This window comes from Streptomyces sp. NPDC005820 (genome assembly GCF_040630255.1).
In the GTDB taxonomy this organism is placed as follows: Bacteria; Actinomycetota; Actinomycetes; order Streptomycetales; family Streptomycetaceae; genus Streptomyces.
Map to the genome: position 1 here is coordinate 335,812 of NZ_JBEXXE010000001.1, position 26,138 is coordinate 361,949.

25 protein-coding genes and 2 pseudogenes are annotated in these 26,138 nt (G+C 71.9%); 21 read left to right on the plus strand and 6 right to left on the minus strand.

All coding sequences use genetic code 11. The features are described from left to right. Positions 1-233 precede the first annotated feature (233 nt). Entirely contained in the window at positions 234-1,325 is a 1,092-nt protein-coding gene (locus ABZ464_RS01505) for an IS630 family transposase (RefSeq protein ID WP_359269251.1), read from the plus strand. On the opposite strand, the gene ABZ464_RS01510 is transcribed toward ABZ464_RS01505, so the two are convergent. Further along, positions 1,322-1,789 carry an RDD family protein gene (locus tag ABZ464_RS01510; RefSeq protein WP_359269253.1) on the minus strand — a complete coding sequence of 156 codons (468 nt, stop codon included), beginning with the start codon at positions 1,787-1,789 and terminating at the stop codon, positions 1,322-1,324. The two genes, ABZ464_RS01505 and ABZ464_RS01510, sit on opposite strands and share 4 nt — an antisense overlap. A gap of 196 nt (positions 1,790-1,985) precedes the next feature. Between ABZ464_RS01510 and glnA the strand changes: the two genes are divergently transcribed. The 5 genes from glnA to ABZ464_RS01535 all read left to right on the plus strand — a co-directional run bounded on the left by glnA (position 1,986) and on the right by ABZ464_RS01535 (position 6,890). Next, on the plus strand, positions 1,986-3,395 hold the full coding sequence (gene glnA, locus ABZ464_RS01515; RefSeq protein WP_359269256.1) for a type I glutamate--ammonia ligase: 1,410 nt from the start codon (positions 1,986-1,988) through the stop codon (positions 3,393-3,395). Between the two features lie 117 nt (positions 3,396-3,512). Continuing rightward, on the plus strand, positions 3,513-3,770 hold the full coding sequence (locus ABZ464_RS01520) for a hypothetical protein (RefSeq protein ID WP_359269259.1): 258 nt from the start codon (positions 3,513-3,515) through the stop codon (positions 3,768-3,770). Positions 3,771-3,772: 2 nt separating this feature from the next. Continuing rightward, positions 3,773-5,281: a hypothetical protein gene (locus ABZ464_RS01525; RefSeq protein WP_359269261.1), complete on the plus strand. Its 1,509-nt coding sequence runs from the start codon at positions 3,773-3,775 to the stop codon at positions 5,279-5,281. Between the two features lie 100 nt (positions 5,282-5,381). Continuing rightward, a complete protein-coding gene (htpX, locus tag ABZ464_RS01530) occupies positions 5,382-6,302 on the plus strand; it encodes a zinc metalloprotease HtpX (RefSeq protein WP_359269263.1) in 921 nt (306 codons plus the stop codon). Between the two features lie 3 nt (positions 6,303-6,305). After that, a complete protein-coding gene (locus ABZ464_RS01535; RefSeq protein ID WP_359269265.1) occupies positions 6,306-6,890 on the plus strand; it encodes a hypothetical protein in 585 nt (194 codons plus the stop codon). A 52-nt stretch (positions 6,891-6,942) separates the two neighbouring features. On the opposite strand, the gene ABZ464_RS01540 is transcribed toward ABZ464_RS01535, so the two are convergent. Together ABZ464_RS01540 and ABZ464_RS01545 are read right to left on the minus strand one after the other, a co-directional pair. Next, positions 6,943-7,200: a hypothetical protein gene (locus ABZ464_RS01540; RefSeq protein WP_359269268.1), complete on the minus strand. Its 258-nt coding sequence runs from the start codon at positions 7,198-7,200 to the stop codon at positions 6,943-6,945. A 72-nt stretch (positions 7,201-7,272) separates the two neighbouring features. After that, entirely contained in the window at positions 7,273-8,640 is a 1,368-nt protein-coding gene (locus ABZ464_RS01545; RefSeq protein ID WP_359269271.1) for a DUF2252 domain-containing protein, read from the minus strand. Positions 8,641-8,836: 196 nt separating this feature from the next. Here ABZ464_RS01545 and ABZ464_RS01550 point away from each other — a divergent pair, with 196 nt between their 5' ends. Then, on the plus strand, positions 8,837-10,021 hold the full coding sequence (locus tag ABZ464_RS01550; RefSeq protein WP_359269274.1) for a winged helix DNA-binding domain-containing protein: 1,185 nt from the start codon (positions 8,837-8,839) through the stop codon (positions 10,019-10,021). A gap of 92 nt (positions 10,022-10,113) precedes the next feature. On the opposite strand, the gene ABZ464_RS01555 is transcribed toward ABZ464_RS01550, so the two are convergent. Beyond that, the gene (locus ABZ464_RS01555) at positions 10,114-10,428 is read right to left on the minus strand and encodes a hypothetical protein (protein WP_359269277.1); all 315 of its coding nucleotides are present in this window, start codon (positions 10,426-10,428) and stop codon (positions 10,114-10,116) included. Between the two features lie 240 nt (positions 10,429-10,668). On the opposite strand from ABZ464_RS01555, the gene ABZ464_RS01560 reads away from it, so the two are divergent. The 3 genes from ABZ464_RS01560 (at position 10,669) to ABZ464_RS01570 (ending at position 12,687) form a co-directional block, all read left to right on the plus strand. Next, positions 10,669-11,028 carry an arsenate reductase family protein gene (locus ABZ464_RS01560; protein WP_359269279.1) on the plus strand — a complete coding sequence of 120 codons (360 nt, stop codon included), beginning with the start codon at positions 10,669-10,671 and terminating at the stop codon, positions 11,026-11,028. Between the two features lie 66 nt (positions 11,029-11,094). Then, complete coding sequence (locus ABZ464_RS01565; RefSeq protein ID WP_359269282.1) at positions 11,095-11,889, plus strand: hypothetical protein; 795 nt, start codon at positions 11,095-11,097, stop codon at positions 11,887-11,889. A gap of 120 nt (positions 11,890-12,009) precedes the next feature. After that, positions 12,010-12,687, plus strand: coding sequence for a hypothetical protein (locus tag ABZ464_RS01570; RefSeq protein WP_359269285.1), 678 nt, complete (start codon positions 12,010-12,012; stop codon positions 12,685-12,687). Positions 12,688-12,690: 3 nt separating this feature from the next. On the opposite strand, the pseudogene ABZ464_RS01575 reads toward ABZ464_RS01570, so the two are convergent. Then, positions 12,691-13,595: pseudogene (locus tag ABZ464_RS01575) on the minus strand (alpha/beta fold hydrolase). Here ABZ464_RS01575 and ABZ464_RS01580 point away from each other — a divergent pair. The 7 genes and pseudogenes from ABZ464_RS01580 (at position 13,594) to ABZ464_RS01610 (ending at position 21,010) form a co-directional block, all read left to right on the plus strand. Beyond that, a pseudogene (locus tag ABZ464_RS01580) lies at positions 13,594-14,054 on the plus strand (MarR family transcriptional regulator). The pseudogenes ABZ464_RS01575 and ABZ464_RS01580 sit on opposite strands and share 2 nt — an antisense overlap. A 182-nt stretch (positions 14,055-14,236) precedes the next feature. Continuing rightward, the gene (gene glnII / locus ABZ464_RS01585; RefSeq protein ID WP_359269287.1) at positions 14,237-15,268 is read left to right on the plus strand and encodes a glutamine synthetase; all 1,032 of its coding nucleotides are present in this window, start codon (positions 14,237-14,239) and stop codon (positions 15,266-15,268) included. 366 nt (positions 15,269-15,634) lie between these two features. After that, positions 15,635-16,198: a winged helix-turn-helix domain-containing protein gene (locus tag ABZ464_RS01590; protein WP_359269289.1), complete on the plus strand. Its 564-nt coding sequence runs from the start codon at positions 15,635-15,637 to the stop codon at positions 16,196-16,198. A gap of 60 nt (positions 16,199-16,258) precedes the next feature. After that, on the plus strand, positions 16,259-17,284 hold the full coding sequence (locus tag ABZ464_RS01595; protein WP_359269292.1) for an NAD-dependent epimerase/dehydratase family protein: 1,026 nt from the start codon (positions 16,259-16,261) through the stop codon (positions 17,282-17,284). 52 nt (positions 17,285-17,336) lie between these two features. Continuing rightward, positions 17,337-18,614: a sensor domain-containing protein gene (locus ABZ464_RS01600; protein ID WP_359269294.1), complete on the plus strand. Its 1,278-nt coding sequence runs from the start codon at positions 17,337-17,339 to the stop codon at positions 18,612-18,614. Then, positions 18,599-19,255, plus strand: coding sequence for a response regulator transcription factor (locus ABZ464_RS01605; protein WP_359269296.1), 657 nt, complete (start codon positions 18,599-18,601; stop codon positions 19,253-19,255). Before ABZ464_RS01600 ends, ABZ464_RS01605 begins: the two co-directional genes overlap by 16 nt. Before the next feature lie 171 nt (positions 19,256-19,426). After that, positions 19,427-21,010 (plus strand): DUF1996 domain-containing protein, encoded by a 1,584-nt coding sequence (locus ABZ464_RS01610; protein WP_359269299.1) that lies wholly within the window; start codon positions 19,427-19,429, stop codon positions 21,008-21,010. A gap of 85 nt (positions 21,011-21,095) precedes the next feature. Here the strand turns inward: ABZ464_RS01610 and ABZ464_RS01615 are convergent, their stop codons facing one another. Next, positions 21,096-21,545, minus strand: a complete 450-nt coding sequence (locus ABZ464_RS01615) for a hypothetical protein (protein WP_359269302.1) — start codon at positions 21,543-21,545, stop codon at positions 21,096-21,098. Between the two features lie 98 nt (positions 21,546-21,643). On the opposite strand from ABZ464_RS01615, the gene ABZ464_RS01620 reads away from it, so the two are divergent. The 4 genes from ABZ464_RS01620 to ABZ464_RS01635 all read left to right on the plus strand — a co-directional run bounded on the left by ABZ464_RS01620 (position 21,644) and on the right by ABZ464_RS01635 (position 26,111). Next, positions 21,644-22,138: a tetratricopeptide repeat protein gene (locus tag ABZ464_RS01620; RefSeq protein WP_359269305.1), complete on the plus strand. Its 495-nt coding sequence runs from the start codon at positions 21,644-21,646 to the stop codon at positions 22,136-22,138. 70 nt (positions 22,139-22,208) lie between these two features. Continuing rightward, entirely contained in the window at positions 22,209-24,137 is a 1,929-nt protein-coding gene (locus ABZ464_RS01625; protein WP_359269308.1) for a hypothetical protein, read from the plus strand. Between the two features lie 49 nt (positions 24,138-24,186). Next, positions 24,187-25,086, plus strand: coding sequence for a metal-dependent hydrolase (locus ABZ464_RS01630; RefSeq protein ID WP_359269311.1), 900 nt, complete (start codon positions 24,187-24,189; stop codon positions 25,084-25,086). After that, on the plus strand, positions 25,086-26,111 hold the full coding sequence (locus tag ABZ464_RS01635; RefSeq protein ID WP_359269314.1) for a PDR/VanB family oxidoreductase: 1,026 nt from the start codon (positions 25,086-25,088) through the stop codon (positions 26,109-26,111). Before ABZ464_RS01630 ends, ABZ464_RS01635 begins: the two co-directional genes overlap by 1 nt. Positions 26,112-26,138: the final 27 nt, after the last annotated feature.

Below are 26,138 nucleotides of genomic sequence, written 5' to 3' on the forward strand. Positions count from 1 at the left end.
AGACGCGGGGTCTGGCACGCGCATCTGCCGCGTTGTCGTCGGTTGCCGACTCCCCCACTCTCGGCTGCGCTCGAGCGGGGGGGGACCCCCATCGCGTCGACGCCCTCCTCCGCCTTGCAGCTGCCCGCACCAGACCCCGCTCACCGGCACCGCACAGCCCCGTCGATGTCCTGCGGCCCGATCCAAACGACAGGCCCTAGTGACCTGAGTCGGAGATTCGTCGTTGGTTTGGTATGAGTCGTCCGGGTCCGAAGATTCCGCCGCTGTCACTGACTGATGCCCAGCGGGCTGTGCTGGAGGGCTGGGTGCGTCGCCGCACGACGGCTCAGGCGCTGGCCCAGCGCTCGCGGATCGTGCTGGAGTGCGCCGACGGGCACTCGATCATGGAGGTGTCGCGCCGGCTGCAGGTCACGCCGGACACGGTCCGCACCTGGCGGCGGCGTTTCCTCGAACGGGGCCTGGACGGCCTGTCCGACGAGCCGCGGCCCGGCGTCCCGCGGAAGATCACCGACGCGGACGTCGAGCGGGTCATCGTCAGGACACTCGAGGAGAAGCCGAAGAACGCCACCCACTGGTCGACCCGGTCGATGGCGGCGGCCACGGGTATGTCGCAGTCGGCGATCTCGCGGATCTGGCGGGCGTTCGCACTGGCGCCGCACCGGTCGCAGACGTTCAAGCTGTCCACGGACCCGCTGTTCATCGACAAGGTCCGCGATGTCGTGGGCCTGTATCTCGACCCGCCGGAGAAGGCCCTGGTGCTCTGCGTGGACGAGAAGTCCCAGATCCAGGCCCTCGACCGGTCCCAGCCCGTGCTGCCGATGGTTCCCGGCGTTCCCGAACGCCGCAGCCACGACTATGTCCGCGCCGGCACCACCACCTTGTTCGCCGCGCTGGAAGTCGCCACCGGCAAGGTGATCGGCTCCCTCCACCGGCGCCACCGGGCCGTCGAGTTCAAGAAGTTCCTGACCAAGGTCGACAAGGAAGTCCCCGCCGACCTCGACGTGCACCTGATCCTGGACAACTACGTCACCCACAAGACGCCTGCCATCAAGCAGTGGCTGCTGGCGCACCCACGCTTCCATCTGCACTTCACACCGACGAGTTCGTCCTGGCTGAACCTGGTGGAGCGGTGGTTCGCCGAGCTCACGCAAAAGAAGCTCAAGAGAGGCGTCCACCGCTCCGTCCAGGCCCTCGAGCGGGACATCCGGTCCTGGCTCGCCGACTGGAACGAGCACCCGCGGCCGTTCGTCTGGACGAAGACCGCCGACGAGATCCTCGACAAAGTCGCCGCCTACTGCCGACGAATCTCTGACTCAGGTCACTAGATCCGCACCTCGACCGTGCGGGCCAGCCGGTCGTGCAGACCGCGGCCGTCGCGGTCCCAGATCAGGGCCGGCAGGGCGAGGCAGAGCAGGACCGTACGGATCGCCGAGCGCAGCGGCTTGACGGTGCCGGTGTCCAGGGACACCACGCGCAGACCGAAGATCCGCTTGCCGGGAGTGAAGCCGAGCGTACCCACCGTGAGCAGGCTCACCACCAGGAAGACCAGCAGGGTCCAGTTGCTGGTGGAGGGGGTGTAGCCGTCGGTGATCAAGCTGTATGCGATCAGCAGGCACAGACCCCAGTCCACGACGAGTGCGCCGACGCGCCGGCCGGGGCGGGCGATCGAGCCCGGTCCCTCCTCCGGCAGGCCCAACTGCTCGCCCCTGTATCCGAAGTCGACACCGGCTTCCTCCGCTGCCGCGCGGGGGCCCGAGAGCCACGATCCGATTGCATCCCTCTTGTCCACGCGTCCACGGTACTTCCCCCGTTTCGCGATGCGGACAGGTGGGTGATTCGGACGGAGTCCGGTTAACTTGTGCGAAACAAATGGGTCACGCCCGAGAAATCACGCGTCCCTAGGGTCGAGGACAGCGTGTGCCACCGCACTGGCCGCACGAACGAACTACCACCCCGGCTCGACGGCCGGGAGTAGGAGGAGCTGGATGTTCCAGAACGCCGACGAGGCCAAGAAGTTCATCGCGGACGAGGACGTCAAGTTCGTCGACGTCCGCTTCTGCGACCTGCCGGGCGTCATGCAGCACTTCACGCTGCCCGTCGAGGCGTTCGACCCGGACGAGGAGCTCGCGTTCGACGGTTCGTCGATCCGCGGCTTCCAGGCCATCCACGAGTCCGACATGGCCCTGCGCGCCGACCTGTCGACCGCGCGCGTGGACCCCTTCCGCCGCGACAAGACGGTCAACATCAACTTCTTCATCCACGACCCGATCACGGGCGAGCAGTACTCCCGTGACCCGCGCAACGTGGCGAAGAAGGCGGAGGCGTACCTGGCGTCGACCGGTATCGCCGACACCGCGTACTTCGGTCCCGAGGCCGAGTTCTACGTGTTCGACAGCGTGCGCTTCAAGACCTCGGAGAACGAGTCGTTCTACCACATCGACTCCGAGGCCGGCGCCTGGAACACCGGTGCGCTCGAGGACAACCGCGGTTACAAGGTCCGCTACAAGGGTGGCTACTTCCCGACCCCGCCGGTCGACCACTTCGCCGACCTGCGTGCCGAGATCTCCCTGGAGCTGGCCGCCTCCGGCCTCCAGGTCGAGCGCCAGCACCACGAGGTGGGCACCGCCGGCCAGGCCGAGATCAACTACAAGTTCAACACGCTGCTCGCCGCCGCCGACGACCTCCAGCTCTTCAAGTACATCGTGAAGAACGTGGCCTGGCGCAACGGCAAGACCGCGACCTTCATGCCGAAGCCGATCTTCGGCGACAACGGCTCGGGCATGCACGTCCACCAGTCGCTGTGGGCGGGCGGCTCCCCGCTCTTCTACGACGAGGCCGGCTACGCGGGTCTGTCGGACACCGCCCGCTACTACATCGGCGGCATCCTCAAGCACGCCCCGTCGCTGCTCGCCTTCACCAACCCCACGGTGAACTCGTACCACCGTCTGGTCCCCGGCTTCGAGGCCCCGGTCAACCTGGTGTACTCGCAGCGCAACCGCTCCGCCGCGATGCGTATCCCGATCACGGGTTCGAACCCGAAGGCCAAGCGCGTCGAGTTCCGCGCGCCCGACTCCTCCGGCAACCCGTACCTCGCCTTCTCGGCCCTGCTCCTCGCGGGTCTCGACGGCATCAAGAACAAGATCGAGCCGGCCGAGCCGATCGACAAGGACCTCTACGAGCTGGCCCCCGAGGAGCACGCGGGCGTCCCGCAGGTCCCGACCTCGCTCCCGGCCGTCCTCGACTCGCTCGAGCGCGACCACGAGTTCCTGCTCGCCGGTGACGTCTTCACGTCCGACCTGATCGAGACGTGGATCGACTACAAGCGCGCGAACGAGATCGCCCCGCTGCAGCTGCGCCCGCACCCGCACGAGTTCGAGCTCTACTTCGACGTGTGATCGGCCCGTAGCCGTACGGCTTGCTCGGCGCCCCCGTTTCCGGTTTCCCGGGACGGGGGCGCCGTCGTATGGTTTCTGGCACTGCTGTTCGAGACCAGGCAACGGGGGGATACGGGGATGTCCGAACAGGACGACGACCAGCGGGAGTTCGACATCAAGTGGGCCGACCAGGCCGAGCACAAGGAGCCCTCGGCCCGGGCCCGGATGCTGGCCGCCCGCTGGAAGGAGAACCCACCGGAGCCGGTGCCGTTCCGGGGGGAGCCGGAGCACGTGGGGCCGCGCCGCTCGTCGTGGGTGTCCACGACGATCGTGCTGGGCTGCGTGGCGGCGGTGATCCTGCTGCTGGGGTGGACGCGATTCCAGGCGCCGTACTAGGCATGAGCACGAGCACGATGAGAGCCATAGGAGCCATGGGCGACGGGGAGACGGCGGCGGTACGGCTCGCCCGGGGGGAATCGGTCGAAGCGGTGGTGCCCGATGACGACCCCGGGGCGTGGATCGCGCTCGACGCGGGCGCCCGGCAGAGCATCTGGTACGCGGACGAGGGCGTCTGGCTGCGCCCTTGGGCGGTCACCGAGGGCGGACAGGCGCTTCTCGCCGCCGTTCGCCGCAACGGGGCACGCGGCCTGACCGCCGTCCTCCGGCGTGCGCAACCGCTCACCGAGTCCCAGCTCGCGCTGGTGCTGTGCCACTGGGACGGCAGGGTCCGCCAGAAGGCCCTCGACCAGGTCGCCGACCACCCCGGGCTGCTGCCGCTGGTGGTCGTGCGCTGCTCCGACTGGGCCCCGCAGGTGCGCGAGGCCGCCCGGCTGCGGCTGGCGGAGGCGCTCGACGAGCGGACCGCCGTACGGCTGATGCCCCTGGTCCTGCGCATCGGGCGCCGGGGCCGGGGCGACTTCGCCACCGCTCTCGCGGACCGGCTGCTGCGCACCGCCCCGCCCGAGCTCCTGGCGCCCCTCTACACCGACCCCGACCGCGCCGTACGCCGTTACGCGTACCGGCTCGCCGTCGAGGAGCGGCTCCTCGCCCCCGCCGAGCTGGCGCGTACGGCCGCCCGGGACTCCGACACGGTCGTGCAGTCGCTGTGCGCCGACGCCGCCCAGGCCGCCGTAGCGGACGGCGAGGGATATGACGACGTGCTCGAACCGCTGCTCGGGGCCCGCAGTCCGCAGGTCCGGGCGGCCGGGGTCACCGCCCTGCGGCGGGCCGGGCGGGCCGGGCGGACCGAGCGGGCCGTGGGGTTCCTCGCGGATCGGGCGGGGGTGGTGCGGGCCTGTGCGCGGTATGTGGTGCGGCAGGGCGGGGGCGATCCGCTGCCCTGGTACCGGGAGCGGTGCGCCGACCCCGAGGGGCTGCCGCCGGGGGCCGTGATCGGGCTCGCCGAGTGCGGGGAGCGGGCCGACGCCGAGGTGCTGTGGGCGCTGCTCGGGCATCCGTCGGCCGGGGTGCGGGCACGGGCCGTCGCCGGGCTGCGGATCCTGGATGTGACGGACGTACGACGGCTGCGGCCGCTGCTGGACGATCCGGCGCCCGGGGTGGTGCGGGAGGTGACCGCCGCGCTGCTGACGTCGGCGGGGGCCGTGCCCGAGCAGGAGCTGACGGAGCGGCTCGGCGGCGAGTGGCCCCGTCAGGTGCGGGTCGCCGCGTTCCGGCTGCTGGACGCGCGCGGCGGGATCGTACGGCTGCGGGCCGCGGTCACGGCGCTCGACGACCCGGACGAGCGGATCCGGGAGTGGGCCCGGCAGTCCGTGCAGGGCTGGCACGCGGGCGCGGACGTGCCGCCCGAGGCGGCGGCGGAGGTGGGTGCGCTGCTGGACCGGTCGCGGCATCTGTTCAGCGAGTACGTGCTGAAGCGGAGGAAGTGGGAGGCCGGGGTCCGGTCCTGAGGCTTTGCTGCCCCTAGGTCTGATCAGGAGCGCTTCATGGGAGTGCGCGGGTGCACACTGGCAGTGGGGCGAGTGCCTGAGTGCCTGCGGGGTGATGCAGATGCCGAGCCGTTTCCGGAGCGACCGAGGGCTGACCGTGCGAATGACGGTCACCATGTTTCTGCTGGGGTTGCTGTACGTGGCGTTCGTCGCCGCGCTGATCGTGTTGCTGAAGTCGTGGCTGCTGGTGGTTGTGCTGATCGCGGCCATGTTCGTGGCGCAGTTCTGGTTCTCCGACCGGATCGCGATGTTCGCCATGCGCGGGCGGGTCGTGGAGCGGGAGGAGTATCCCGAGCTGCATGCCGTCGTGGACCGGCTGTGCGCCATCTCCGACATGCCGAAGCCGGTCGTCGCCGTGTCCGATATGGACATGCCGAACGCGTTCGCCACCGGACGCAATCCCGACCACGCGGTGGTGTGTGTGACGACGGGGCTGCTGCGCCGGCTGGAGCCGGCCGAGCTGGAGGGCGTGCTCGCGCACGAGCTGTCGCACGTGGCCCACAAGGACGTCGCCGTGATCACGATCGCGTCGTTCCTCGGGGTGATCGCGGGGCTGATCGTGCGGTTCGCGTTCTACTCGCAGCTGTTCGGCGGCGGGCGCCGGGACCAGAACACCGCCGTGATCTTCGCCGCCGTGATGGGGGTGTCGGCGGCCGTGTACGCGATCAGCTTCCTGCTGATCAGGGCGCTGTCCCGGTACCGGGAGCTGGCGGCGGACCGGGCGGCCGCGCTGCTGACCGGGCGGCCCTCGGCGCTGGCGTCGGCGCTCACCAAGGTCTCCGGGGACATCGCCCGGATCCCGACCAAGGATCTGCGCACGGCCCAGGCCTTCAACGCCTTCTACTTCACCCCGGCGACCGGCAAGGAGCCGGGCATCGAGCGTTACTTCTCCACCCATCCGAGCCTGGAGCAGCGGCTCGACCAGCTGGGGCGGATCTCCGCCGAGCTGGGTGAGGCGGCCACCCCCGGGAAGGCAGGCTGACGCATGGGGCTGCTGGACATCCTGCTCGGCCGGACCAAGCCGGTCGTCCCCGACCTCGATCAGCTGTTCGCGCTGCCTTCGGCGGCGATCACGCTGGAGGCGGCGACCGGCTTCACGCCGACCGGGCAGGGCGCCGTCTGCTTCGCGACCGTGGAGGGCGCGGCCTTCGAACAGACGCACCGCGAGGTCCAGGCCCTCCTCGACGCCGACACCGAGCGCACCGGCCCCCCGGTCCGGCTCCTGCGCGACGACTACGGCTACTCCTGGCTCCTCTCCCAACGCTCCCCCGACGACCTCTCCGCCCTGGTCAACGACCTCCACGCGGTCAACAGCGCGATGGAGATCAACGGCTTCGGACCCCAGCTGCTCTGCTCCCTGGCCGCCTTCGAGAACCCGGCCGGACGGTCGCTCGCGCTCGTGTACCTCTACAAGCGAGGCACGTACTACCCGTTCGCGCCGCTGCCCGGGCGGGGGCAGCGGCGCGACAACGCACTCGAACTCCAGGTGAAGCCGGTTCTGGCGAACGACCTGCGGATCGAGCAGGACCTCAGCCGCTGGTTCCCGGTGTGGGGCGCGCCCGGCCTCTGAGTCCCACTTTTCCCGTCTGTCCCGCTTGCCCCACTTCTGCTACTTGCTTCTGCTACTTGCCGCGCTCGCGTTCGTAGCGGCGTTCCCACTTGGCCTGCAGGTCGCGGCGGGCGCGGTAGGCCTTGTAGGTGGTCGGGGCGGGGCCCGGGGCCGGGGCCGAGGACGAGGAGGTCGAGGAGGTCGAGGACGTCCCGCCCCGGCCGTACTGCACGTAGACGTAGAGCAGGGCGACGGCGGCGAGCCAGTAGACGGGGTTTCCGAATCCCAGGACGACCAGGACGAAGGTCCCGGTGATGATGATGGTGCCCATGCAGTTCAGCGTAGGGAGACCGTCACGCACCGTGCATCCCCTTTTTCGCGCGGGCGGGTCCCGGTGCCGGTCTCATACGTCGGGTGCCGCCGTCACCACCCCCGCCGCGATCGCCGCGCGCAGTGCCGCGTGGTCGGTTGTGGTGCGGTCGGCGTAGGCCTCGGCGAAGTCGGCGATCGCGTGGTCGAAGGTGTCGCCGGTGCCGAGGTAGCCGGCGAGGGCGATCCGGTCGCCGGAGCGGGCGTGGGCGCGGGCCAGGGCGGTGCCGCAGAGCCGGGCGTACGCCGTGAGGCCGGCGGGGGTCATACCGGCGACGTCGGCGGAGCCCTTCATGTCCCGCAGCTGGCGCCAGTAGAAGGCGCGGCCCTGGGGTCCGGTCATCCAGCCGAGGAAGATGTCGCTCGCCGCCTGGAGCAGCCGTTGTCCGGCGACGACCCGATGGCCGGGGTGGGTGTACGGCCCGCTCGGCAGATGGGCCTCCAGAACGGAGGCGCGGGCCTCCTTGATCTGCAGGAACAGCGGGTCGTCGGCGTCCCGCCCGGTCAGCAGGACGATGAAGCACCGCAGACCGACGCTGCCGACGCCGACGACCTTGCGGGCGGCGTCGACGTAGCGGTAGCGGTCGAGGAGCAGCCGGCGCTCCTCGGGGAGGGTGGAGCGGTAGTCGCTGAAGATCTTGCGCAGGGCTGCGGAGTCGGAGACTCCGGCGGGTTCGAGGAGCGGCGGGTCGTGGATGATGCGGTGGCGTCCGTCGACGCGTTCGGTGAGTTTGCCGAGAGCGTGCAGGCTGGTGCGGCGGCGGGCGCGGGTGAGGCTGGCCTCGGCGCGCCTGCGGTGGCGGGCGGAGCGCAGCAGGGGCAGGAGGCTGTCGGCGTCGATGCGTTCGTACCAGACGTCGAGTTCGCCGAGCCGGGCGAGCCGGAGCATCGCGGTGCGGTAGCCGGCGACCGCCGCGACGGTGGCGGCGCGCGCTCGGGGCTCGGCGTGGCCGTTCTCGCGGGCGGCGACGGCGACGGAGGCGGCGAGGCGTTGCACGTCCCATTCGAAGGGGCCGGGGAACGTCTCGTCGAAGTCGTTCAGATCGAACAGCAGGGCCCGCTCCGGGGAGGCGTACACCCCGAAGTTGAGCAGATGGGCGTCCCCGCACAGCTGGACGGTGAGTCCGGTGTGCGGCCGGGCGGCCAGGTCGGCGGCCATCACGGCGGCGGCGCCGCGTAGGAAGGCGAAGGGCGAGGCGGCCATCCGCCCGTAGCGGACGGGCAACAGCTCGGGCAGCCGGTCGCGGCCCTGCCGTTCCAGTACGGCGACGGGATCCGCCCGGTCGACCGGGGGCAGCCACCGGGCGTGCGCGGAACGGGGGACCCGCTTGCGGGCCTCCTTGCCGCGCCGGGCCCGCTCCTCGGGGGTGCCGGGGGCACCGTGGACGTCGGCGTCGCTCATGTTCCTCTTCTCCGCATCACGTCGGTTCTCCCGTCTCGAACACACCGCCGTCACGCTCCTGTTCGCAGTCAAGAACGGGCGGGGGAGGTGCGCATGCCGGGTCCGGCGAACGGGTGACACGCGGCGCGGGGCCCGATTGTCAGTGGTGTCGGGGAGGATGCGTGCGGGGACCGGTGACGACGGGGCGGAGGTCGCGATGAGTGCGGGTGTGCGGTATGTGGACGGGGTGGAGCGGCGGGCCCGGCTGGCGCTGCGGCACCGGCTGACCGCGGCGGGGCGGGCCGCGACGCCGGAGGCGGTGGCCGATTCCCTCGTCGCCCTGCACGGCACGGATCCGGCGACGGTGTATCTCGCGGTCGGCGCGCGGCTCGCCGACCCGGCGGGACCGGTGGCGGCGACGGAGCGGGCGCTGTACGAGGACCGGACGCTCGTGCGGATGCACGGCATGCGGCACACGGTGTTCGTGTTCCCCACGGAGCTGACGGCCGTCGTGCACGCCTCGACCGGTCTGGCGGTCGCCGCCGGCGCGCGGACCAAGCTGGTCAACGACATGGCGAAGGCGGGCGCCCCCGACGCGGCCTGGCTGGCGGAGGTCGAGAAGTCGGCGCTGGCCGCGCTGGGGCGGCTGGGGCAGGCGACGGCGACCGAGCTGGCGCGGGAGGAGCCCCGGCTGCGGGAGCAGTTCGTGTACGCGGCCGGGAAGAGCTACGAGGGGATCCACACCGTCTCGACCCGGCTGCTGCGGCTGCTGGGGGTGGAGGGGAAGGTGATCCGGGGTCGCCCGCTCGGTTCCTGGACGTCCAGCCAGTTCCGCTGGGCGCTCGCTCCCGCCCATCCCGAGCTGGATCCCGGGCGCGCCCAGGCGGAGCTGCTGCGGCGCTGGCTCGCGGTGTGCGGTCCGGCCACCGAGGCGGATCTGAAGTGGTGGACGGGGTGGCGGGTGACCGACGTCCGGCGGGCGCTGAAGGCGATCGGCGCGCAGGCGGTGACGGTGGCCGAGGGCACGGGATACGTCGTGGAGGGGGACGTCGGTCCGGTGGCGGCGCCGGAGGAGCCCTGGGCGGCGCTGCTGCCCTCGCTCGATCCGACGGCGATGGGCTGGCAGGGCCGGGACTGGTATCTGGCGCCGGAGCTGCGGCCCGCCCTCTTCGACGGGAGCGGCAACATCGGGCCGACGGTGTGGTGGAACGGGCGGGTGGTGGGGGGCTGGGCCCAGCGGGCGGACGGGGAGATCGTGTGGCGGATCCTCCTCGGGGAGGGGATCGGGCGGGACGCGCAGGCCGCGGTGGCCGCCGAGGCGGAGCGGCTGGGCGGCTGGCTGGGTGCGGCCCGGGTGACGCCGCGGTTCCGGACGCCGACGGAGAAGGAGCTGGTGAGGTGAGGTGAGGTGAGGTGCGGAGCGGAGCGGTGCGGTGCGGTGCGGTGAGGGAGACGCCGGGTGCGGGCCGTTCGGACGGCACCCGGCGGGCCGGCTCAGCGGTTGTAGCGCAGGAACGCCCTGACCATGTGGCACGTCGTGTCCGACGGCGGGTGGACGCCGATCAGCTCCGCCGTGCTGCGGATCTTCTCGTTGCGGGCCTGGTTCGGCAGGTAGACGCCGAGGTCGAGCAGCGCTATGGCGAGGCGCATCGCCTTGAGCCGGCGGTTGTGCGCCATGTACCACTCCCGGGGCCGTCCGGCCGGCAACGGCCGCTTCGCCACGGGCACATAGGGCAGGTCGAGCTGGACGGAACGCTTCGCGGTGGACTGGGTCGGCAACGGCTTCGGCTTCACGGCGGCAGCGGGCACGGGCATCCTCCTGTCGCGGTCGGAACCCCGCCGGGATCTCCGGCGAAACTCTCGAACACTGCAGCCATTCTACTGCCCCCCACTGACATTCAGCAGTCCGCCAGCCCCTTCAAATGCCCAGGTGAACAACGAAATTGGCGCCGTGTCACCCCCGATTCACAAGGTGCGCGAGGGGCGCCATATATTCGAACAGAGCTGCCGCTCGGGCGACGGCCCCGGCAGGCCACTACCGTGGGCCCCATGGAGATCTGGATCAACCCGGCCTGCTCGAAGTGCCGCAGTGCGCTGACGCTGCTCGACGCGGAGGGCGCCGACTACACCGTCCGCCGGTATCTGGAGGAGGTGCCGAGCGAGGACGAGATCAGGGACGTACTGGAGCGGCTCGGCCTCGAGCCGTGGGACATCACCCGGACCCAGGAGGCCGTGGCCAAGGAGCTGGGGCTGAAGGAGTGGGCGCGGGACGCGGCGTCGCGCGAGCGCTGGATCACGGCGCTCGCCGAGCACCCCAAGCTGATCCAGCGCCCGATCATCACCGCCGACGACGGTACGGCCGTGGTGGCGCGCACGGACGAGGCCGTACGGGACGCTCTGTCCCGTTAGTCGGCTGGGCAATGGTTCGTCCGGGGGCGGGAGTCGGGGGGCGTACCGCTGTTACCCTCCGCGGCCATGACCTTCGGTGATCAAGGAAATCCGCACCCGTACCCCCACCCCGGCGCGCACACCCCCCTCGACCCCTACGCCGAGTTCGTCGCCCGGGAGGAGCGGATACGGCGGCGCCGGCGCGCGCGGCGGGCGGCGGTGGGGGCCGGGGCGGGTGCCGTGCTGGTGGGTGCGATCGCCGCCGGTGCGGCGATGGTCGTGGGCGACGACGAGCGGGTGCCCTCCGTCGACGTCACCCTCCCCTCCGACGCCCCCGGTTCGCTGCCTTCCCTGCTCGCCCGGCCGGTGGTCCGGCCCGAGCAGGCCTTCCCCACCACGAGCGTCCGGCTCACGGACGGTTCCCGGTACACCCGGGTGGATCTGGCCACCACCACCGACTGCGCCCGGGGCATGTCCCCGGAGCTGGCCGAGCTGATCGAGCAGGGCGGGGAGTGCTCGCGGCTGACGGCGGGGCTGTTCACGGACGCCGACCGGCTCTCGCAGATCACGGTCACCGTGCTGAGCTTCGCCCGGGTGGAGGACGCCTCGCGGGTGTTCATGATGGCCTCGACGGACCCGGTGACGTACCAGGTCGTCTCCCTCGACCCGCCCCCGGAGGCGGGGCTGCCGACGGTGCCGCCGGGGTCGGCCGGGGTCTTCCGGCGGGTGATGACGGTCCGCTCGGTGGTGTTCGCCAACGGGCAGTGGGGGGACGGGAAGGAGACCCGGGAGGCCGAACTCACGGCCCAGACCGAGGGGTTGCTGCGGCATGTCGACGACACGGTCGTCGCGTACGAGGAGGGGCGGACGGGGAGGAACTGAGGCGCCCCCGGCCGTCGTGTGACGCGCGCCACTCCAACTCGCTCCCGCGACCGCTGAGTAACTTCGTTCGGGATCTCGTACATAGCGCCGTACGCTCCCCTACCTCTTCAGGAGGCGCGCATGTCGCGCAGGAGAACACTCGGCACGAAGAAGACGATCGCACTGCTCGTCGGCGCGGCGGCGGTGGCGGGCGGTGGAGCCTTCGCCCTGGCGAGCAGCTCGAACGCCGCCCAGTCGCCGCAGAAGGCACAGACGCTGTCCGCCGCGAACTCGACCGTCTGCCAGGGACTCGCCACCGCCCTCGGCAACAACCAGAAGTTCATCGACGGCCAACGGGCCGCTCCGGACGCGCAGTCGGCGGCCCGGATCGCCAACCGCGAGGCGGTCATCGCGCAGATCAAGGTCCAGCAGAAGGCGTCGGGGTGCGTCGTTGGGGAGTCGGCTCAGGACTCCCAGGCGACGCAGCCGACCCAGCCGACCCAGCCTTCGCAGGCGGCCTCGGCCCCCGCGGCGAACACCGGAAACGCCGGAAACGGCGGTGCCGCCTCCGGTCAGCAGGTCTGCAACGGCTCGACCGTCACCCTCTCGGGAGAGGCGGGCGCCCCTGCCGCGTCCAGCAACCAGTTCCCGGCGGGCACCAAGCTGAAGGTCACCAACCTGGACAACAACAAGTCCATCACCGTCCAGGTGACCTCGGTCTCCGGCAGCTGTGTGCTGCTGAACAACGCGGCTTTCGAGCAGGTCCGCGAGCCCGGCAAGTTCCTGATCCGCCGGGCCGTGATCGAGAAGGTGGGGTGAGGTTCAGACGCCGAGAAACGAGCTGAGGCGGCTGCCCACTCCGGAGGGCGCGGCGATCGGCAGCTGATGGTGGGACACGTCCGGCAGAACGGCGGTCTCCACATCCGGCAGCCATTCACCCGCCCGGGCCGTCACCTCGTACGGGGTGGAGGTCCCCCCCCGCTCGAGCGAAGTCGAGAGTGGGGGCGGGTCCTGCTGTTCGCGGCCACGAGCAGCAGGACCCGCGTACGCAGGGCCCGTAGCGCGTCGGGCGCCGGACGCGGGCCGGTCACCGGCCGCCCCGCGGGGAAGCCCGCGGCGGACTCCTGGAGCCGGAGCCAGTCGGGGTCCATGACCACTCCCCCGCTCTCCCAGTCCAGGAAGGCCCGTACCCGGCGCGGGGTGGGCCGCAGCAGCATCGGCAGGGCGCGCAGCAGATACGCCGTCTCGAACCCGGCGAAGCACTGGGTCGGGTCGAGGAGGAACAGACGGCGTACCCGGTCGGGGGCGCGCAGGGCGTAGTGCAGGGCGATCCACGCGCCGTAGGAGTGTCCGCCCAGGTCCAGGGGCGCCGCCCGCCCGATACCCAGGCCCGCGGGCACGGCGTCCAGCCAGTCCATCAGATCGTCGACGGTCCGCGCCCCGCGCGCCCGGGTGCGTCCCGCCGCGCCGATCAGATCGACGGCGTACACCCGCCGGATCCGGGCGAGGTCGGCCGTCTGCGCGAACCAGGACGCCGAGGTCGCTCCGCCGCCTCCGGGCAGAAGCAGCAGCGGAGGCGCGTCGCGGGGGCCGCAGACGTTGACGTACGTCTCGCCGAACGGCGTGGGAACGGTGACCGCCTCCCGGTCGGCGGGCCACTTGGCCATGACCGTGTCGTACGCGGCCCGGAAGACACCGTCGTCGTACACACCCCTGCGCTGTCCCATGCGCTCCCCCCGCGTCTTCGAGGGACCGGAGCCGGAGACCGTCCATCCGCTGCGCGCGGTGGCCGTCGAACTTGGGCTGCACAGCGCGCGGTTCGCGAGCGGCAACGGTATGCATCCGACGGACGTACGGGCCCTGATCGTCCTCATGGACGCGCGGCGGGCGGCCGAGGAGATGACGGCGGGGCGGCTCGGGGCGGCGCTCGGGCTGAACTCGGCGGGGACGACGGCCCTGGTGGACCGGCTGGAGCGGGCGGGCCATGTCCGCCGGGTGCGCGGCGCCGCCGACCGGCGCAAGGTCGTCGTCGAGGTGGACGAGCGCGCGGCGGCCCTGGGCCAGGCCTTCTTCGGCCGCTCATCGGCCAGGTGGTGGAGCTGCTCCAGGGCTACGACGAGCGGGAACGGGCGGCGATCCGGGGGTTCCTGGAGGGGGTGCGGAGGGCGGCGGCCGGGTCCGAATGACCCCTCACACCGTGAACCGCACCACAGAACCACCAGGTAACACGGGGTTCACATTCGAGCAATGATCGGGAAATCGCCTGTTGACAAGCTGCCGGTCAACACCGACGGCGCCCCAGTGCCGCAGCGCCGCAGCATCAAAGCACCCGCAAGTGCGTCAGACACACCCCCGAAGGAAGTGGCCCGTGACCTTCAAGGCTGAGTACATCTGGATCGACGGCACCCAGCCGACGGCGAAGCTCCGCTCCAAGACCAAGATCATCACGGGTGAGCCCGCCGGTCTGGACGCGCTGCCGATCTGGGGCTTCGACGGGTCCTCCACGAACCAGGCCGAGGGCCACTCCTCGGACCGTGTCCTCAAGCCGGTCTTCACCTGCCCCGACCCGATCCGCGGCGGCGACGACGTCCTCGTCCTGTGCGAGGTCCTCAACATCGACATGACGCCGCACGAGTCCAACACCCGTGCCGCGCTGGCCGAGGTCGAGGCGAAGTACGGCTCTCAGGAGCCGATCTTCGGCATCGAGCAGGAGTACACCTTCTTCCAGGACGGCTACCCGCTCGGCTTCCCCAAGGGCGGCTTCCCGGCCCCGCAGGGCGGCTACTACTGCGGTGTCGGCGCCGACGAGATCTTCGGCCGTGAGGTCGTCGAGGCCCACCTGGAGAACTGCCTGGCCGCCGGTCTCGGCATCTCCGGCATCAACGCCGAGGTCATGCCCGGCCAGTGGGAGTTCCAGGTCGGCCCGCTCGCCCCGCTCGAGGTCTCGGACCAGCTGTGGGTCGCCCGCTGGCTGCTCTACCGCACCGCCGAGGACTTCGGCATCTCCGCCACCCTCGACCCCAAGCCGGTCAAGGGCGACTGGAACGGCGCCGGCGCGCACACCAACTTCTCCACCAAGGCGATGCGCGAGGGCTACGACGCGATCATCACCGCGTGCGAGTCGCTCGGTGAGGGCTCCAAGCCGCTCGACCACGTCAAGAACTACGGCGCCGGCATCGACGACCGTCTGACCGGCCTGCACGAGACCGCCCCGTGGAACGAGTACTCCTACGGTGTCTCCAACCGTGGCGCCTCGGTCCGTATCCCGTGGCAGGTCGAGAAGGACGGCAAGGGCTACATCGAGGACCGCCGCCCGAACGCCAACGTCGACCCGTACCTGGTGACCCGCCTGATCGTGGACACCTGCTGCGCCGCCCTGGAGAAGGCCGGCCAGGTCTGATCCGTCCCGCAGTGCCGCAGCGCTCGTGAAGGGGCGCCCCGCCGAACCGGCGGGGCGCCCCTCTCGCGTGCCCCGCCCGTGATGTCGGCTTCGCGTCGAGGAAAGCGTCCAAGCTGTGAGAGGAGGGTCCTGTTGCGGGCGTGTGTCTGCTTCAATGAGGTCATGGCCAGCTTCCAGAAGTACACCGCGACGGGTCGCCATGACCTCGAGCCCTTCTGGCCTTCCCGTCAGCACCACGACTTCGACCGGGTGTGTTGCCGCGCGACGAACGCGCCGGCCCTCTAAAGCCGTACACCCCGGCCTTCGGCCAGCGCGCACGACGTACGTCCCTCGACGAACTCCTCGCGCGAAAAGAGCTGACCTCTCATGGCGACCACCCGTTCCCTCTCCACCGCCCCGCTCCCCCACGCCGTCCCGCACGTCCCCCGGCACCGGCTGCGGGCCGTCGGCCCCGACGAGGTGGCCGACGTGGCGGATCTCCTGCCGCCCGGCGCCACCTGGCTGCCCGCACCGCAGCACTCCCTGCCCGACCTGCCCGGCCGGCCGGCGATGGTCGGCTACCTCGTGCTGATCCCGGCGGACCAGCAGCAGCCGTTCCCGCCCGTCCCGGTGCCGGTGACGGAGAGCCGTCCGGGCAACCCGCTCGTGCGCATCGACGCCGTACAGCGCACCGCCGAGGTCGACGGGCGTGAACTCGACCTGACCTACCTGGAGTTCGAACTCCTCGCGCACCTCGTGGCGTACCCGAACCGGGTGCACACCCGCGACCAGCTCGTCACCACGGTGTGGGGGTACGGCCATGTCGGCGACGGCCGCACGGTCGACGTCCATGTCGCCCGGCTGCGCCGCAAGCTGGGCGCCGAGCACCGCGGCACCATCCAGACGGTCCGCCGCGTCGGCTACAAGTACACCCCGCCGACCGGCCGCTGACGCTCTGCCCTGAGCAGAGGCGGGTTCCGTCCCGCGGACCGGCCGGGCACAGTCACCCGCATGAGACTTCTGGTGCTGGGTGGTACGGAGTTCGTGGGACGGGCCGTCGTGGAGGCGGCCGTCGGGCGCGGCTGGGACGTGACGGTCCTGAACCGGGGCCGGCACACCCCCGCCCCGGGGGTCACGGCCCTCACCGGCGACCGCACCGCGCCCGGCGGCCTGGACGCCCTCGGCGCGCACCAGGGGGACTGGGACGCCGTCGTCGACACCTGGTCGTCGGCGCCCCGAGCGGTGCACGAGGCGGCGCGGCTGCTGCGGGGCCGCGCCGGCCGGTACGTGTACGTGTCGAGCTGCTCGGTGTACACCTGGGCCCCGCCCGCCGGGTACACCGAGGACGCGCCCGTGGTCGAGGGCGCCGCGCCCGACGCGGACTCGACCGACTACCTCCGCGACAAGCGGGGCGGTGAGCTGGCCGCCGTCGACGCCTTCGGCGCGCGGGACTCCGTGCTCGTACGGGCCGGGCTGATCCTCGGCCCGTACGAGAACATCGGCCGGCTGCCGTGGTGGCTGGCCCGGACGGCACGCGGCGGCCCGGTCCTCGCCCCCGGGCCGCGGGACCTTCCCCTGCAGTACGTCGACGCCCGCGACCTCGCCGCATGGATCCTCGGGGCGGTCGAGCGGGAGCTGAGCGGCCCGTTCAATCTGATGAGTCCTCAGGGGCACGCCACCATGGGCGAGTTCCTCGACGCGTGCGTCCGCGCCACCGGGTCGGACGCCCACCTGCGCTGGACCGCGCCGGAGACCGTCCTCGACGCGGGCATCGAGCCCTGGGTCCAGCTGCCGGTGTGGGTGCCGCCGGGCACCGACATGCACGACGCGCTGCACGCCGCCGACGTCTCACGGGCGGTGGCGACGGGCCTGTCCTGCCGTCCGGTCGAGGAGACCGTCACCGACACCTGGCAGTGGCTGTGCTCGATCGGCGGGACGGCGCCGCACCGCTCGGACCGCGCGGTGAAGGGGCTCGATCCGGCGGTGGAGGCACGGGTGCTGGCCGGGGCGGGAGGTGTACCTGGCACCACCCCCTGAGACGGGGTCTCGGGCCAGTGACCCCGTCCGGGGCCTCGGACAGACTTGCCTCATGAACACCGACACGAAGAGCGGCCGGCGCGGATCGAGGACACGGGAGATGGTGCTCGCCGCCGTACGGGGGCTCGTGCTGGCCCTGGCGGTGTGGCCCTGGACCGTGGCGGTCTACTGTCTGGCCCTCGTCTCCCTGGCCCTGATCCCCGTCGGCGTGGGGCTCGTCACCACGCCCTGGGTGCTGAAGGCGGCGCGGGCCCTCGCCGACAACCGGCGTGATCTCGCGCGGCGATGGTGCGGGATCCACATCCCGGCCGCGTACCGGCCGGTGCCGCGGACCGCCAACCCGGCGAGGCTCACCTACGCGCTGCTGCGCGACCCGGCGTCCTGGCGGGACCTGCGGTGGCTGATGGTGGACACGGCGGCGGGGCTGGTCACCGCGCTGCTGCCGGTCGTCCTGGTCTTCTACCCGCTGGAGGGGCTCGCGCTCGCGGCGGGCCTGTGGCGGGTCGTGACGGACGGGGCGGGCGGCCCCTACTGGTACGGCTTCGTGCCGATCGACGACCAGACGACCGCCTTCGGCGCCGGCGCGCTCGCGGTGCTGCTGCTGGTCGTCGCCGACCGGCACGCCGTGAACGCCCTGGCCGTCCACTTCCGGCTCACCCGCGGTCTGCTCACCCCCGGCCAGGCCGAACTGGCCGAGCGGGTCAAGGTGCTGACCGACACCCGGCGGGACGCCGTGGACACCTCGGCCGCCGAGCTGCGGCGCATCGAGCGGGATCTGCACGACGGGGCGCAGGCCCGGCTGGTGGCCATGGGCATGGACCTCGGCACGGTCGAGATGCTCGTGGACAAGGACCCCGAGAAGGCCAAGCGGCTTCTCGCGCAGACCCGGCAGTCGTCCGCCGAGGCCCTCGCCGAACTGCGCGACCTGGTGCGCGGGATCCATCCGCCGGTGCTGGCCGAGCGCGGACTGGGCGACGCCGTACGGGCGTTGGCGCTGCGCCTGCCGGTGCCGACGGAGGTGGCCGTGGAGCTGCCCGGGCGGGCCGACGCTCCGGTCGAGTCGGCCGCGTACTTCGCCGTGAGCGAGGTCCTCACCAATGCGGTCAAGCACTCCGGGGCCGACCGGATCTGGGTCGACCTCCACCACTCCGACGGCCATCTGCGGATCTCCGTCACCGACAACGGCCGCGGCGGGGCGGCGATCGGGGCGGGGTCGGGCCTGGCCGGGGTGGAGCGGCGGCTGGGTACATTCGACGGCGTCCTGGCCGTCAGCTCCCCCGCGGGCGGTCCCACCATGGTGACCATGGAGATTCCTTGCGCGTCGTCCTAGCCGAAGACCTGTTCCTGCTGCGGGACGGGCTGGTGCGGCTGTTGGAGGCCTACGACTTCGAGATCGCCGCCGCCGTGGAGAGCGGGCCCGAGCTGGAGCGGGCCCTCGCCGAACTGGAGCCGGACGTCGCCGTGGTGGACGTCCGGCTCCCGCCCACGCACACCGACGAGGGCCTGCAGTGCGCGCTCACCGCCCGCCGCCGCACCCCGGGCCTTCCGGTGCTCGTCCTCTCCCAGCACGTCGAGCAGCTGTACGCGCGCGAGCTGCTCGCCGACGGCAGCGGCGGGGTCGGCTATCTGCTGAAGGACCGGGTGTTCGACGCGGAGCAGTTCGTGGACGCCGTACGGCGGGTCGCGGCGGGCGGGACGGCGATGGACCCCCAGGTGATCCAGCAGCTGCTGGCCCGCCGTTCGGGCGACGGGCAGGGCCCGGTGGAGCGGCTCACTCCGCGCGAACGGGAGGTTCTGGAGCTGATGGCGCAGGGCCGGTCGAACGCGGCGATCGCCGGCAAACTGGTCGTCACCGAGCGGGCGGTCGCCAAGCACACCGCCAATATCTTCGTGAAGCTCGGTTTGGAGGTCTCGGACGACGACAACCGCAGGGTACTGGCGGTGCTGGCCTATCTGGACCGGGATCGGTAGGGGGCCAACTACCGTGAAGTGTGGGGTCGTTGGGGACGGTTTGTCGTACGGGTCTCTCATCAATTTCTGAGAGCGCTGAACACCTCCGGTACGGGATGCGTAAGGGAGGGAGCAGCTTCACTCCTGTCGGGCGCCTCGATGCGACCCCGCCAAGGAAGTCAGAGGAGTTCCATGGGACGCAACATTCGTAAACGCCGTTCGTCGATGGCCAACAAGGCCATAGCCGCATCGGCGGCCCTAGCGCTCGGCGGGGGCGGGCTGATCTGGGCGAACTTCTACGCTTCGGCTCACGAGTCGGGCACCTCGGGTCAGAACACGACCAAGGCCGCCACCGCGGCAGCGCAGGTCGCCACCATCTCCTGCCCGGACGTGGGGCAGAAGCTGACGAACGTGCCGGACAAGGCCAAGCAGGGCGTCGCCACCGAGCTGGCGAACCTCGACAAGCAGATCACCGAGGCATACGCCCGGCTCGCCTCCACCCGTCAGGCACAGGCGAACGACGCCGGGTTCGTGCAGAACGCGATCGTCGGTCCCCTGAAGGAGAAGCGGGCCGCCACGATCGACCGGATCCGCATCGACATCCAGCGCGTCGGCGGCCAGTTCAACACCCAGCTCAGCCAGCTCGCGGCCTGCACCACGCAGGCGGCCAACAACACCAACGCGGGCCAGGCGGGCAACGGTCAGAACAACAACGGCCAGCAGAACAACAACAACGGCCAGCAGAACAACGGCCAGAACAACGGCCAGAACAACAATGGCCAGAACAACGGCGGCCAGAACAACGGCGGTCAGCAGCAGGCCGGCGCCAACGGCCAGGGCGGCAACGGCCCGACCGCGGCCGACTTCGTGGACATCACGAAGGTCCAGCAGAACGCGACCATCGGCGTCGGCGCCAACGGCTTCGCCGCCAACGGCAACTCCGGTTCGCGCGGTACCTTCACCACCAAGTGCGGCACCAACGGCAACGACAACCACAACACGGACAACGTGATCGTGGCCCCCGGTGTCAGCAACGGTGCCCACCACCTGCACGACTACGTCGGCAACCAGTCCAACGACGCGTTCGCGAGCGACCAGGAGCTGGCGGCGGCCCAGACCAGCTGCCAGAACCAGGGCGACAAGTCGTCGTACTTCTGGCCGGTGCTGCGCACCCAGGACGGCACGCAGGACTTCGACCAGAACGCGGACGGCGGTGGCAAGGAGGGCAACGTCGGCAAGATCCTCCAGCCGGCCCAGGCCCAGCTGAAGTTCGTCGGCAACAAGAAGAGCCAGGTCGTCGCGATGCCGACGGCGCTGCGCATCATCACCGGTGACGCGAAGGCCTTCGTCAACGGCAACGCCAACGCCAACGTGAACTGGTCCTGCACGGGCTTCGAGAACAAGGTCCAGCTGCACGACAAGTACCCGATCTGCCCGCAGGGCAGCCAGGTGGTGCGCACGACCTTCTTCCAGAGCTGCTGGGACGGTCAGAACATCGACTCCGCCAACCACCGTACGCACGTGTCCTTCGTCCAGCAGGACGGCACCTGCGCCAACGGCTTCAAGGCGATCCCGCAGCTCCAGGTCCGGCTGGTCTACAACGTCACCCGGCCGACGATCCAGAACGGCGTCGTGAAGAACGCCTACGCGGTCGACAGCTTCCCGGAGAACCTGCACAAGCCGATCACCGACCACAACGACTTCATCAACTTCTTCGCCGCGAACACGATGAACCAGATGGTCAACTGCATCAACACCGGCAAGAAGTGCCAGTAGTCACTAGCTGCTGAGCAGGCCGGCAACTGAGAAGGCCGGCGGTGAGGATTCCTCACCGCCGGCCTTCTCGTGTGTGCCGCCGCGGTCAGTGACCGGAGTGCGTCGCCCCGTCGGAGGCCTCGCCCGACGCGTGCGCCGAGTGGTCCGTGCCCTCCTCGATGTCGCCGCCGAGGGTCTTGCGCAGCGACGTCACGGTGCTGGTCTCCTCGCCCACGGCCACCCACTTGCGGCCGACCAGATAGTGGCCGCCGTAGTCCTTGGCACCGTTGAGCCACTCGCGCTGGCCCCGGTCGGTGGCGAAGGTCAGCAGGAGGAACTTTCCCGCGGAGGTCTTGCAGATGGCCTGGCGGAGTTCGTCGGCGTCGGTCTGCATGTTCGGGGTGCAGTCCACCTCGGCCGCCAGGTGCTCCAGACTGCCGGTCGCCGCCGTCGGGACGGCCACCTCGGCCTTCCCGGAGCTTCCGGACGCGCACCCCGCCAGCACCAGCGCCGCCGCCGCGGTCGCCACCGCGAGGATCGGTCGGGTCACCTTCATCTGTCCTCCCTGCGTGAGCCTCGTCCTGGATACGGCTCCCGCGCACGGTCCGCTCAAAATACGCTGTCAGGCTGGCACACACGTGCGAGAGTGGGCCGGTGAACCACGACTGGGAAGAGCGCGTCACGGCCGCCTGGGCCACCTTCGACCACTATCCGCAGGCGCGGGCCGCCGACTTCCGGGCCGTGATCGACGAACTCGTCGCCGAACTGCCCGAGAACAGTCCCCTCGGCCCCTTCGAGCGGGCCTGCGCCTTCGACTCCACCGGCCACAGCGACCGGGCCGTACCGCTCTACCGGGAGGCGCTCGCCCTCGGTCTGACCGGCTACCAGGGCCGCCGCGCCAGGATCCAGCTCTCCAGCTCCCTGCGCAACATCGGGCTGGCCGAGGAGGGCGTCGCGCTGCTCACCCCCGAACTGGACGCCCCGTCCGACGAACTCGACGACGCCGTCCGCGCCACCCTCGCCCTGTGCCTGTCCAGCCTCGGCCGCGACCGCGAGGGCCTGTCCCTGGTCCTCGGCGCCCTGGCCCCCCATCTGCCGCGCTACCAGCGCTCGACGGCGAACTACGCCCGGGCGCTCGTGGAGCCGTAAGGAGTCGAGCGCTCAGGGGGCGTGACCCGAACGGCGGTGACCATCCACCGCCCCGCTCGTTGCGCTGGGCGTGCAGTCACAGGATGTCGCCCCGAGCCCCGCACCCGGTTCCGTCACCGACCGGGCCGTCGACGTCGAGCAGGCCGAGGCCGCGCTCGTCGAGCACTATCCGCGTCTCGTCCGGCTCGCCTATCTGGTGCTGCCGCCGGGTCTCGGCCGGGGCCGCCGGGTCCTCACCGCCCACGCCCTGGTCCAGCGCGCCCTGCCCCGCCGCCGCGCCTCGGCCCCGGTGATCCCGGCCCAGGCCCAGGCCGGCGGCCGCGACGGCGACCCCGGGTACGCGTACGTCCGCCTCCAGGTGGTGCGGACGGCGCTGGAGGCGGGGCTGCCGCTGGTGCGCCCGGCCTGGCCCAAGCGGGCGCAGCTGCCGCCGCTGCTCCCCCAGGTGCGGGGCCTCAGGCTGTTCCCGCGCTCCGGCGGCGCCGACGAACTCGCCCTGGACCAGCGGCTGTCCGCCCTGGCCGGCCCGGCCCGCGCCGCCTATGTGCTGCGCGGCCTGGAGAAGCTCGCCGACGGCGAGGTGCGCAAGGTCCTCGCCGAGGCGGGCGTGGCGGACCCCGACGCGGCGCTGGACGAGGCCGACGCGGTCCCCGCCCACTACGCGCTGCTCGACTCCCCCGAGTTCGACCCCTGCTCCCTGCAGGCCCGGCCCACCGATCTGCTGCGCCGCCGCCGGCACACCACGGCCGCGCTGGCCGCCGCCGCGGCCCTCGCGGTGTGCGGCGCGCTGGTCGCGCTGCCCGGTGACGGCTGGGGCCCGGACGGCGCGGCCGCCCCGGTGTACGCGCAGAACCCGGCCGCGGAGGCCGCCCTCGACCCGGGCCGGCTGCTGCGGGTCTCCCCCGTCGCCTGGAAGACGTCCGCGCGCACCGACTTCTCCGTCTGGCCGGCCCGCGGCGCGCTGGTCCGCGACACCGCGCTGCTGCGCCGCGCCCTCGCGGTCTGGGCCCGCCCCGGCGCGCGGGTGCAGGTCTCGGCGACCCCCGGCACCCCCTCCGGCGGCCCGTCCGGACCACCCCAGCTGCTGTACGCGGCCGAGGTCGGCAACGCGCGCGTGGTGCTCTTCTACGACGGACTGCGCATCGCCCGCTACGCCGAGCCGAAGGACGGCACGGCCGGGGCCGCCCTGGACTTCGCGCGGGTCGACGGCGCGACCGGCGCCGAGGCGTCCGCGATCGTCCTGGACCGGGCCGACGGCAATGTGCGCTGGCTGACGGCGCCCTGGGTGACCGCGGCGGGCGAGCGGGACCTCGGCAAGCCGGGCGCCGGGGTGATGGCCCTGACGCTGACCGACGGCATCACCTCACCGCTGGCCAGCCCCGTGACCCGGACCGGCACCTGCACCGGCTGGAACGTCCTGCAGCTCACCGACGCCTCGGGCACCCATCTCCTCACCGACCTCGGCGAGCTGGTCCCGGCCCGGCTCACCGGCGGCCGGCCCACCGCGCCGAAGGAGGCGACGGGAGCGGAGGCGCTCGGCACCTGGGCGCCGTACGCCTGCTCGCTGTCCGATGTGCGCGGGCAGGGGGTGCGGACGGTCAACGCGTGGTCGTACGCGCGTCAGCCGCTGCCCGACGCGAGCGGTTCGGCGGAATGGGTGTGCACCCGGGCGGAGACCTGGCGCGGCGACGGGAGCCGGGTGCTGGCCCAGTTCCGTACGCCGGGCGGGCTGTTCGGGGCGGCGGTGGCGAAGGCCGGGGACGTCCCGGCGTGCGGTCCGCGTGATCCGCACGTCCTGGCCGGGGTGTTGTGGAAGTCGCAGGGCGGCCACTGGTATCTCCTCGCGGCCGGCGACTCCGGGACGCGGAACGTGCGGGCGACCGGCGGGGTGCGGGACTCCGCGCCGGGCCATCTGCTCACCGCCGCCGCAGAGAAGGGCGCCAAGGCGGAACTCAAGGGCACGCTGGCGGACGGGCGGGCGGTGAACGGGCTCAACTGATCGCCGCACAAGGGTTCACCCCGGCGCTACCCATCAGTACATTGACGTCATGTCTAACAAGGACCGGGGTAACCAGGCCCGGGTGCCGCTCAAGGCCCGCAAGGTGTCCTTCTCCTGGGAGGACACCCCGCTGCACTGGGTGCCGGGAGATCCCTTCACCACGCACACCATCAACGTGCTGCATCTGCTGCTGCCGGCCGGCGAGCGCTGGTTCGTGCACGTCTACCGGCAGGTGCTGCCGTACATCCGGGACGAGCGGCTGCGCGAGGACGTCATCGGGTTCATCGGGCAGGAGGCGATGCACTCCCAGGCCCATGACGAGGTGCTGCCCCATCTGAAGGAGCAGGGGCTCGACCCGACGCCGTACACCGCGCAGGTCGACTGGCTGTTCGAGAAGCTGCTCGGCGACCGCACCCTGCCGCCCGGCCGGCCCCGCCGCTGGTGGCTGAAGGAGCGGGTGGCGCTGATCGCGGCCATCGAGCACTACACCGCCTTCCTCGGCGACTGGGTGCTCAACGCGGACGAACTGGACCGCCGGGGCGCCGACCCGACCATGCTGGACCTGCTGCGCTGGCACGGCGCCGAGGAGGTCGAGCACCGGTCCGTGGCCTTCGACCTGTTCACGCATCTCGACGGCGACTACCGCCGCAGGGTGCGGACCTGGGCCACCGCCTTCGTGGCCCTGGTCTTCCTCTGGCAGCGCGGGGCCCGCTTCTTCATGGCGAACGACCCGACACTCACCGGCGGGAAGGCGAGCTTCCGGGCCTTCCACGTCCGTGGCAGACGGGGCACGCTGCCCGCCACCGGCGCGCTGCTGCGGTCCATCCCCCGCTATCTCAGCCGGAGTTACCACCCCTCGCAGGAGGGCTCCACCGAGCAGGCGGTCGCCTATCTCGCCTCCTCCCCCGCCGCGCTGGCCGCGCTCGCCGCGGAGCGGAGGGCGTCCTGATGGCACACGCTCTGCGCAAGGCCGCGCTGGTCGCCGGTACGGCCTGGCTGGCGCGGCGGGCGATGCGGCGCCGGATCCAGGCCTCGCCGCTGTGGCCGTTGCCCGCGCTGGCGGAGCCGGTCTCCGGGCGGCCCCGGTCGCGCTCGCTGCGGCTGCGGGTGGCCGCGCGGGAGACGGTCGCCGAGGGGGTCGTACGGCTGCGCCTCGAAGGGCGGGAGCTGCCGCGCTGGGAGCCGGGGGCGCACATCGATCTGGTGCTGCCGTCGGGGCTGGTGCGGCAGTACTCGCTGTGCGGGGACCCGGCGGACCGCTCCGCGTACACCGTCGCCACACGCCTCGTCGCGGACGGGCGGGGCGGGTCGCGCGAGGTGCACGAGCGGCTTCCGCAGGGCACGGAGGTCGAGGTGCGCGGCCCGCGGAACCGCTTCCCGCTCATCGCGGCCCCGGCGTACGTCTTCGTCGCCGGCGGGATCGGCATCACCCCGCTCCTGCCGATGCTGCGGGCGCTCCCCGAGGACGCCGACTGGCGGCTGGTGTACGCCGGGCGGTCGCGGGCGTCGATGCCGTTCCTGGCGGAGGTCGAGAAGCTGGGCGGTGACCGGGTGACGGTGGTGGAGGGACGGCCGGATCTGGACGCGGAGTTGGCGGACCTGCCGGCCGGGACCGTGGTCCACTGCTGCGGCCCGGAGGGGCTGATGGCGGCCGTGGCCGAGCGGGTGCCGTCGGTACGGGTCGAGCGGTTCGCGCCGCAGACGGTGAGCGGCGCCGCCTTCGAGGTCGAACTGCGGCGCAGCGGCCGGACGTTGACCGTGGCCGCCGACTCCTCCGTGCTCGCCGCCGTACGCGCCGAGTTCCCCGGCACGCTCTACTCCTGCGAGCAGGGGTTCTGCGGAACCTGCCGGCAGCGGGTGCTGGAGGGCGAGGTGGACCACCGGGACGAACTGCTCACGGACGCCGAGCGCGTGGACTCGCTGCTGATCTGTGTGTCCCGGGCACGGGGTGAGCGGCTGGTGCTCGATATGTGAACACCCGCGGCCGATCAGATCCGTTCG

Bases quoted from the DNA above. Each gene is read 5' to 3' on its own strand.
- ABZ464_RS01505 (WP_359269251.1), top strand. From the start codon at position 234: ATGAGTCGTCCGGGTCCGAAGATTCCGCCGCTGTCACTGACTGATGCC.
- glnA (WP_359269256.1), top strand. From the start codon at position 1,986: ATGTTCCAGAACGCCGACGAGGCCAAGAAGTTCATCGCGGACGAGGAC.
- ABZ464_RS01520 (WP_359269259.1), top strand. From the start codon at position 3,513: ATGTCCGAACAGGACGACGACCAGCGGGAGTTCGACATCAAGTGGGCC.
- ABZ464_RS01525 (WP_359269261.1), top strand. From the start codon at position 3,773: ATGAGCACGAGCACGATGAGAGCCATAGGAGCCATGGGCGACGGGGAG.
- htpX (WP_359269263.1), top strand. From the start codon at position 5,382: ATGCCGAGCCGTTTCCGGAGCGACCGAGGGCTGACCGTGCGAATGACG.
- ABZ464_RS01535 (WP_359269265.1), top strand. From the start codon at position 6,306: ATGGGGCTGCTGGACATCCTGCTCGGCCGGACCAAGCCGGTCGTCCCC.
- ABZ464_RS01540 (WP_359269268.1), bottom strand. From the start codon at position 7,200: ATGGGCACCATCATCATCACCGGGACCTTCGTCCTGGTCGTCCTGGGA.
- ABZ464_RS01545 (WP_359269271.1), bottom strand. From the start codon at position 8,640: ATGAGCGACGCCGACGTCCACGGTGCCCCCGGCACCCCCGAGGAGCGG.
- ABZ464_RS01550 (WP_359269274.1), top strand. From the start codon at position 8,837: ATGAGTGCGGGTGTGCGGTATGTGGACGGGGTGGAGCGGCGGGCCCGG.
- ABZ464_RS01560 (WP_359269279.1), top strand. From the start codon at position 10,669: ATGGAGATCTGGATCAACCCGGCCTGCTCGAAGTGCCGCAGTGCGCTG.
- ABZ464_RS01565 (WP_359269282.1), top strand. From the start codon at position 11,095: ATGACCTTCGGTGATCAAGGAAATCCGCACCCGTACCCCCACCCCGGC.
- ABZ464_RS01570 (WP_359269285.1), top strand. From the start codon at position 12,010: ATGTCGCGCAGGAGAACACTCGGCACGAAGAAGACGATCGCACTGCTC.
- ABZ464_RS01590 (WP_359269289.1), top strand. From the start codon at position 15,635: ATGGCGACCACCCGTTCCCTCTCCACCGCCCCGCTCCCCCACGCCGTC.
- ABZ464_RS01595 (WP_359269292.1), top strand. From the start codon at position 16,259: ATGAGACTTCTGGTGCTGGGTGGTACGGAGTTCGTGGGACGGGCCGTC.
- ABZ464_RS01600 (WP_359269294.1), top strand. From the start codon at position 17,337: ATGAACACCGACACGAAGAGCGGCCGGCGCGGATCGAGGACACGGGAG.
- ABZ464_RS01610 (WP_359269299.1), top strand. From the start codon at position 19,427: ATGGGACGCAACATTCGTAAACGCCGTTCGTCGATGGCCAACAAGGCC.
- ABZ464_RS01615 (WP_359269302.1), bottom strand. From the start codon at position 21,545: ATGAAGGTGACCCGACCGATCCTCGCGGTGGCGACCGCGGCGGCGGCG.
- ABZ464_RS01630 (WP_359269311.1), top strand. From the start codon at position 24,187: ATGTCTAACAAGGACCGGGGTAACCAGGCCCGGGTGCCGCTCAAGGCC.
- ABZ464_RS01635 (WP_359269314.1), top strand. From the start codon at position 25,086: ATGGCACACGCTCTGCGCAAGGCCGCGCTGGTCGCCGGTACGGCCTGG.